The organism is Cryobacterium tepidiphilum, assembly GCF_003716325.1.
Classification (GTDB): Bacteria; Actinomycetota; Actinomycetes; order Actinomycetales; family Microbacteriaceae; genus Cryobacterium; species Cryobacterium tepidiphilum.
In genome coordinates, this window is the sequence record NZ_RDSR01000016.1 from 59681 (window position 1) to 66950 (window position 7270).

Here is a 7270-nt window from a genome sequence, read left to right on the forward strand (position 1 = left end):
CGGCTGCCGAGTGCGGCTCCGGCCTCAGCTGATCTTCCGCCGGTACATGGCGATCGCCACGGCGTAGGCGGCGACGAAAACCGCGACGAGCCAGGCGAGGGCGACCCAGATTTCGACGCCGACCGGCTCCTCGGCGAACAGGGCCCGGATGGTGTTCACGATGGAGGTCACCGGCTGGTTCTCGGCGAACCAGGCGACGGGTCCAGGCATCGAACTGGTCGGCACGAACGCCGAACTGATGAACGGCAGGAAGATCAATGGGTAGCTGAACGCGCTCGCGCCGTCGATGGTCTTCGCAGTGAGGCCGGCGATCACGGCGACCCAGGTCAGTGCGAGGGTGAACAGGATCAGGATCGCGGCCACGGCGAGCCACGCGGCAACGGATGCTCCGGTGCGGAATCCCATGATCAGCGCGACCCCGGTGACGATCGCGACCGAGACCACGTTCGCGACCAGCGAGGTGAACACGTGCGCCCAGAGCACGCTCGACCTCGCGATCGGCATCGATTGGAAGCGTTCGAAGATGCCGCCCTGCAGGTCGAGGAACAGGCGGAACGACGTGTATGCGATGCCCGACGCGATGGTGATGAGCAGGATGCCGGGGAGCATGTAGTTGACGTACGACTCGTCCGAGCCGGTGGTGATGGCGCCGCCCAACACATAGACGAAGAGCAGCATCAGCGCGATCGGCGTGACCGCCGTGGTGATGATCGTGTCGGGACTGCGCAGGATGTGACGCAGCGAGCGGCCGGTCAAGACGCCGGTGTCGCCGAGAACGTGGGTGGTCATCGTGATTCCTTCCGTACACGGACGGCGCTGTCGGAGCGATCGTCTCCGGCGGTGTCGGTCTCTCCGCCGTCAGCGACGAGCGCGAGGAAGACGTCCTCGAGGGAGGGCTCCTTCTCGACGAGTTCGACCGTGGCGGGCGGGAGGAGTTGCTTGAGTTCCGCGAGGGTGCCGTTCTGGATGATCGTGCCCTTGTGCAGGATCGCTATGCGGTCGGCGAGGTGTTCCGCCTCGTCGAGGTACTGCGTCGTGAGCAGGACCGTGGTGCCCCCACTGGCCAGTTGCCTGACGGTCTGCCACACCTCGACGCGTGCCGCAGGGTCGAGGCCCGTCGTCGGTTCGTCGAGGAAGACGATCGGCGGGTTGCCGATCAGGCTCATCGCGATGTCGAGTCGGCGCCGCATGCCGCCGGAGTACGTCGCCGCTTTGCGGTTCCCCGCTTCGCTGAGCGAGAAGCAGGCGAGCAGGCCGTCGGCGACCTCGTCGGGGTTCTTCAGATGGCGCAGTCTGGCGACCAGCAGGAGGTTCTCGCGCCCGGTGAGTACGTCGTCGACGGCGGCGAACTGGCCGGTCAGGCTGATCGACTCCCGCACATCGCCGGGTCGGGCGGCCACGTCGAAGCCGTTGACCGTCGCGGTGCCCGCGTCCGCCTTCAGCAGCGTCGACAGGATCCGCACCAGCGTGGTCTTGCCCGCTCCGTTCGAGCCGAGAAGCGCGAAGATACTCCCCGCCCTCACGTCGAAATCGACGCCTCGCAGAACGTCAAGATTCTGAAACGATTTCCGGATGCCTCGCACCCGGATCGAAGGCTGAAGAGCCTTGTCGGCGGTCATGGCCTGGTCTCCGTTCTCCGGGCGCCTACGCGCCGTTGTCGGCGGCCTGGTCGATGGCGTCGGTCAGGCGCGTGCGCTCCTTATTGATCCATTGGCCGTCGGAGTAGTTCTCGATGAAGGTGTCTGCGAAATCCACGGGGTCGTCCCCGACGATGTCGCGGATCGGGGTGGCGTCGGCGGCCGCACGCTCGATGAGGTCCGCGAGGTCCTCGAGCATCTGCATCAATACATCGCCCTTGACGATCGCGCCGGCGTACATGAAGTAGCGCTCGAGCCCGTCGATCGCGGTTCGGTAGCTCGTCGGGAGGTGTTCCTTGCGAGCCTTGTACTGGCGCCAGCGCTTCTTGTCCTCCAGCGAGCCGGTCATCCGCTCGATCCATCCTGCGGCCATGATTACTCTCCCTCTTCCTGGGCGTGTTCGATGTGGTGGTGGAGCTGTTCGATCCGTTCCGCAAGAAACCTCCAGGTCCTCCAGAACTCGTCGAGGTACTCGCCGCCCCGTGCGTTCAGCGAATACACCTTGCGCGGCGGCCCCTTCTCTGACGGGACTTTCGCCACGTCCACGAAGCCGCGCTGCTCGATCCTGACCAGAAGTGCATAGACGGTTCCCTCGACGATGTCGGAGAAGCCCTGCTCGCGCAGCCGGGCGGTGATCTCGTAGCCATATGCCGGCTGCACGGCGAGGATCGCGAGGACGATGCCTTCGAGCGTGCCCTTCAGCATCTCGGTCGTCTGCCTGCCCATGGCGCCCCTTCCGCACTACTCAGTAACGCTGACTACCACTAGATAGTAACACCGAATAGCGGCGGCGCAACACCGGAACAGGGGAGACCGCCCGTGCTTTCCGGGCGCGGGGGAGCGTCCAGGGCACTCAGCGCCGGTTGCGACGTAGCGGGTCAGTTCTCGGTGCACGACGGCCAGTGCCCTGCCGCCCACTCGGCCCAGCCCGGCCATCCTGCGGGCGGACGGGGGATTTCACCGCCGTCGAGTTCTCCGGCGTCGGGAACGTGGAACTGCGTGCGCCACTGGTCAACGTCTGCCTCGCTCATCGGGAACGTCTGGTGGGGTTCGGTCTCCTGGCGTCGTGCGATGCGGGCGAGCTGAACGTCCTTGTCCACGGGGAGGTACACCACCCGGCATGTGGCACCGTTGGCTTGCGCCAGCCAGCGCAATGCCGACCGTTCATCGCGGCCCCAGAGCCCGAAGTCGAGCACGACGCTGTTGCCCATCCGCAGCGCCTGAAGCGCAACCGAGATGAGCCGCCCTTCCAGGACGAAGCGCTTGCCGTCGGCCATGGAGTCACCGAACAGCGCGACCATCCAGTGATCCGGGGTCAGCCGGAGCGCCTGATGCGTCACGGCGAGCTCTTTTGCCCGGGTTGTCTTCCCGGATCCCGGGAGCCCGACCATGAGGAACAGGATGGCCGTGTCCGGATTCCGCGTGGGGACTCCGTCGGCCCGGGCGGGCATCGACGAGCACGGGTCGGGCTTGCCGCTCACGTCAAGCCGCTACTCGGGTGGGCCGGTATCGCAGAGCAACGGCCCCCGATTGGAAATCCTGTCGATCCACAAGCTCGAGCGGAATGCGCTCGCGCAGGCCTGCGAGCAACGTCGGCCCGTGTCCGGCAAGAACAGGCTGAACAAGGAACTCGTACTCGTCGATCAGTCCCAGATCTGCCAACGCCCGGGGGAGCGTCACGCCACCCACCCACAAACCCTCACCTGACTCCTGCTTGAGCCGCTGAACGGCTCGTCCCACGTCGCCGCGCACCAGCTCGGCATTCCAATCGACCCCGCCCAGAGTGCTCGACACGACGTACTTTTTCGCCCGGTGGATGGTTTCGGCGAATGGGAGCTGCCACGCATCCATCCAGTCGGGCCACGTGCCCGTGGCCGGCTTCCGCCACGCCGACTCCATCATCGCGTAGGTCACCCGGCCGAACAGCAGGGCATCGGCTCGCTCCAGCTGAGCGGTCCAGTAGCGCATCGACTCTTCGTCAGGCGGGAGCCCTGCCTCGTGGTGGCAGCAGCCGTCGAGCGTGACGTTGATCGAGTATCGGAGTGACCTCATATCGTATCGTTGCTCTCCCTTGATGCGCGTCCCGCGTTCACCGGGCCGTACTCACACGACTGCCGCCATTTTCTCAGCGGCGCCGCGATCGCACCTACTTTAATCCCGTCGCGGTGCGACCCAGACTGCAGACCGAGCACCCGTTGGCTCATGCAGCACCGATCACTGAGCGTGATTCCGGGTCCGTCGTCTCACCGCATAAACAGTCCGCTACACACGCACACAACGCGCACCCTTGCCAGCACTTCGGGACGCCACTCGTTTGGGCCGCTGAGCGGCATCGTTGTGGCTGCCGAGCGGACCATAGGTGGCGGCGATTGTGCGCCGATAATGTACATTATGTCAAGAACACGACGTCACACTGTCCCCGATCACGACACGGCTCCCACCGGGCGCGACGATCGCCACTACAGGATGCCGGTCAGGACGCCGCCGTCGGCGCGGATCGCGGCTCCGTTCGTGGCGGACGCCAAGGGACTCGCGATGTACGCGACCAGGTTCGCAATCTCCGTCGGCGTGATGAAGCGCTCCAGGAGCGTCGTCCCGTTCTGCCCCATGATCGCCGCCTTCATCGAGTCCACAGGCACGGATTGGGACTCGGCGATCGCCGTTACGGCCGCAGCGACGCCGTCCGAGTACGTGGGGCCGCCGAGAACGGTGTTGACGGTGACCGCACTCCCCCTGGTGCGCTTGGCAAGCGCGTTACCCAAGGCGAGCATCGCCGCTTTGGTCACCCCGTAATGGACCATGTCGGCAGGCACGTTCACGCCAGATTCGCTGCTGATGAAGATGACCCGTCCCCAGCCGCGCTCGACCATGCCGCCGAGGAGACGCCGAGAAAGCCGTACTCCGCTCATCACGTTGACGTCGAAGTAGCGGGCCCATTCATCGTCGTCGATGGACTCGAACGTGGCGAGCCCGAAGAGTCCGACGTTGTTGACCAGGATGTCGATCTCGCCGATCTCATCGAGCGCGTCGAGCAGCGTGGCCACTGCCTCGGGGTCGCCGAAGTCGGCGACGAGTCCGACCACCTTCGAGCCGGGATGCGCACGGCGGAGCCGAGTGACGGCGCTGTCGACCCGCGCGGCGTCGCGACCGTTGACGATGACCCGCGCGCCCTCGTCCGCAAGCCTCGACGCAATGGCGTATCCGATTCCGGCACTCGATCCGCTGATGAACGCCGTCTTGCCCTGTAGCTGGAATTCCATGTCTCCCCTGCTCTGCACGGCCGCAACGCGCATCAATCACTTGCCTAGGCAAGTAACCGTACACCGACTCACTTGCTTGAGCAAGTTGAAGTTCCCGCAGTGACGGCATAGCGTTGGGTCATGTCGATGCAGTCGGAACCTGACGGGATGAGTGCGGAGAGGCTGGAAGTGTGGGCCTCCCTCGCCACGCTGCTGGAACGGCTACCGACGGCGCTCGACGCGCAGCTGCAGCGCGATAGCGGACTGACCCACTTCGAGCATGGCGTGCTCTACGCACTCGACAGCGCCCCGGAACGCACTCTTCGACTGAGCACGCTCGCGGGCTATGCGAGCTCCACGCTCTCGCGACTCTCACGAGCCATCACCCGTCTTGAAGCAAAGGGGTGGGTTCACCGCATCATCGACCCTGCCGACGGGCGGTTCACTTTGGCAGTCCTCACGAACGAGGGGCACGTCAAGGTCACACAGTCCACCCCCGGGCACCATGCCCTCGTCGACCGGCTCGTCTTTGATGCACTCACCGCTAGCCAGATACGGCAACTCGGTGTCATCAGCCGTAGCATCTCGGAGGCCATCGATACGGCACCGGTCTGGACGCCGCCATCCGCGAAGGTCGACCCACCGACGTTGTGAGCGTCCGCGTCTCCCACTCCCCCACGTCGCCCTTGGACGTCACACTATTCTGCTAATGACCGCTCATCCATCTCTGGCGTGAGGAAGATTCGTGCGCGTGTTCCTTGCCGGTGCGTCCGGCGTGATCGGGCAACGACTGGTGCCTCTCCTTGTCGCTGCCGGCCACACGGTCGGCGCCATGACGCGCTCCCCCGGCAAGAGAGCATTGCTGGCGAACCTCGGTGCTGAACCGATCGTGTGCGACGTGTTCGACCGCGCGGCACTCATCGAGGCGGTTCGCGACTTCACGCCCGACGTCATTCTGAACGAGCTCACCGACCTGCCCGACGACGCCGGCAGCCTCCGCGACTACGCGTTATCGAATGCGCGCATCCGCACAGAGGGCAACCAGAACCTGCTTGAGGCGGCCAGGCAGAGCGGATGTCTGAGGTTCCTGGCCCAATCCGTGGCATGGCAACTCGCCGACCCGGCCGGGGCGGCCGCCGTCGCCGACCTTGAGCGTGCCGTTCTGGCCGCGAACGGCGTCGTACTGCGTTATGGACAGTTCTACGGCCCCGGCACCTACTTTCAGGACGAGGTCCCCGCACGGCCGCGCGTCCACATCGACCACGCTGCTGAGCGCACCGTGCAGCTACTCCGGGCGCCGTCGGGAGTCGTCGTCATCGACTGACACTCCCCCTCCCATCCCCCTCGCCCTCGCCCAGCCCCACGCCACCCCGCCCTTCCGCGAGTGAGCAGTTTCTGCGGGAACAACCGCGTCGACAACGGATGCGACGAAAAACGTCTTCAACTTTGTGTGAACTTCTCTCGCATTCTTCTTCTATCCTTGCTACACTTGAGGCATGTTCACCAACGTAGGTTTGTTCTCGGAGAGGTTTCGGGTGCGATGACGCTCCTGGCCTCGGATCCCGACGTCGATCAGCCCGATGAGGTTGATCCGATCGGGGTGTTGGAGGCCACGACCGCGACGCTGCTGGAGACGGTGCCGGTGGGGACGGCCGGCGGGTTGAACGACGAGCAGGCGCTGCGCTTCGCGGGGGCGGTCGAGAAGCTGGGCCGGCTGGTGGACGCGCACCGCGTGGCGGTGGCGTCGGATATCAGTTACCGGTCGCGGCCGGAGCTTCTGGAGAAGAAGCTTTCCACGCGGAAGGGCTGCCGCAACGAGGTCGAACTGTTGGAGCGCGTCACCCTGGTCTCCGGGGCGACGGTGCGGCGAAGGCTCCGGCTCGGCAAGAACTTCCGGTCCGGGATGACGCTGACCGGGGAACCGATCCCGGCCGCGTTCCCCGTCATCGGCGCGGCGGTCGCGGCGGGGGCGCTGGGGTTGGATGGGGCGGACGCGATCATCACCGTGCTCACCCCGGGACTGCCGCGCGTGCACCCCGACCAGCTCGGCCTGGCCGAGGCGGCCCTCGTCGCCGCCGCGACCGGCACCAGCGGCGAAGACAGCAGGGAAGACAGCGGGGAAGACAGCGGGGTGCCGGTGTCCGCGGACCTCTCCCGCGTCCAGGCGGCCCTCTGGCTAGCGCACCTCAACCCCGACGGGGCAGAGCCCCGCGAAGAGCAGGCCATGCAGAACCGGGGCCTGCGCTTCGGGCGGGAACAGGGCGGCCTGATCCCCGTGACGGGAATGCTGATGCCCGAGACCGCCGCTGCCGCCAAACGCGTCATCGACGCGTATATGAGCCCGCGCACCGCCCCGGTCGCGTTCATCGACGAAGAACTCGCCGCCCGCGGTGA

The 7270-nt window shown here is 66.0% G+C and carries 10 protein-coding genes; 3 read left to right on the forward strand and 7 right to left on the reverse strand.

Going from position 1 to position 7270, the window contains the following annotated elements; all coding sequences use genetic code 11:
• Positions 1-24: 24 nt before the first annotated feature.
• The 7 genes from EEJ31_RS10135 to EEJ31_RS10165 all read right to left on the reverse strand — a co-directional run bounded on the left by EEJ31_RS10135 (position 25) and on the right by EEJ31_RS10165 (position 4897).
• Entirely contained in the window at positions 25-789 is a 765-nt protein-coding gene (locus tag EEJ31_RS10135) for an ABC transporter permease (RefSeq protein WP_123046182.1), read from the reverse strand.
• The gene (locus EEJ31_RS10140; RefSeq protein WP_123046183.1) at positions 786-1619 is read right to left on the reverse strand and encodes an ABC transporter ATP-binding protein; all 834 of its coding nucleotides are present in this window, start codon (positions 1617-1619) and stop codon (positions 786-788) included. The genes EEJ31_RS10135 and EEJ31_RS10140 overlap by 4 nt, the downstream gene beginning before the upstream one ends.
• 25 nt (positions 1620-1644) lie before the next feature.
• Positions 1645-2010, reverse strand: coding sequence for a DUF1048 domain-containing protein (locus EEJ31_RS10145; protein ID WP_123046184.1), 366 nt, complete (start codon positions 2008-2010; stop codon positions 1645-1647).
• A 2-nt stretch (positions 2011-2012) separates the two neighbouring features.
• A complete protein-coding gene (locus tag EEJ31_RS10150) occupies positions 2013-2363 on the reverse strand; it encodes a PadR family transcriptional regulator (RefSeq protein ID WP_123046185.1) in 351 nt (116 codons plus the stop codon).
• Between the two features lie 152 nt (positions 2364-2515).
• On the reverse strand, positions 2516-3118 hold the full coding sequence (locus EEJ31_RS10155; RefSeq protein ID WP_233563843.1) for an AAA family ATPase: 603 nt from the start codon (positions 3116-3118) through the stop codon (positions 2516-2518).
• Position 3119: 1 nt separating this feature from the next.
• The gene (locus tag EEJ31_RS10160; protein WP_123046186.1) at positions 3120-3689 is read right to left on the reverse strand and encodes a dihydrofolate reductase family protein; all 570 of its coding nucleotides are present in this window, start codon (positions 3687-3689) and stop codon (positions 3120-3122) included.
• Positions 3690-4096: 407 nt separating this feature from the next.
• Positions 4097-4897 (reverse strand): SDR family NAD(P)-dependent oxidoreductase, encoded by an 801-nt coding sequence (locus tag EEJ31_RS10165; RefSeq protein WP_123046200.1) that lies wholly within the window; start codon positions 4895-4897, stop codon positions 4097-4099.
• A gap of 120 nt (positions 4898-5017) precedes the next feature.
• On the opposite strand from EEJ31_RS10165, the gene EEJ31_RS10170 reads away from it, so the two are divergent.
• From EEJ31_RS10170 to EEJ31_RS10180, 3 genes are all read left to right on the forward strand, one after another.
• Positions 5018-5530: a MarR family winged helix-turn-helix transcriptional regulator gene (locus EEJ31_RS10170; protein WP_123046187.1), complete on the forward strand. Its 513-nt coding sequence runs from the start codon at positions 5018-5020 to the stop codon at positions 5528-5530.
• A gap of 91 nt (positions 5531-5621) precedes the next feature.
• On the forward strand, positions 5622-6200 hold the full coding sequence (locus EEJ31_RS10175) for an NAD-dependent epimerase/dehydratase family protein (protein ID WP_123046188.1): 579 nt from the start codon (positions 5622-5624) through the stop codon (positions 6198-6200).
• 216 nt (positions 6201-6416) lie between these two features.
• Positions 6417-7270 (forward strand): DUF222 domain-containing protein (locus EEJ31_RS10180; protein WP_123046189.1); only part of this gene is annotated, 854 nt, incomplete at its 3' end.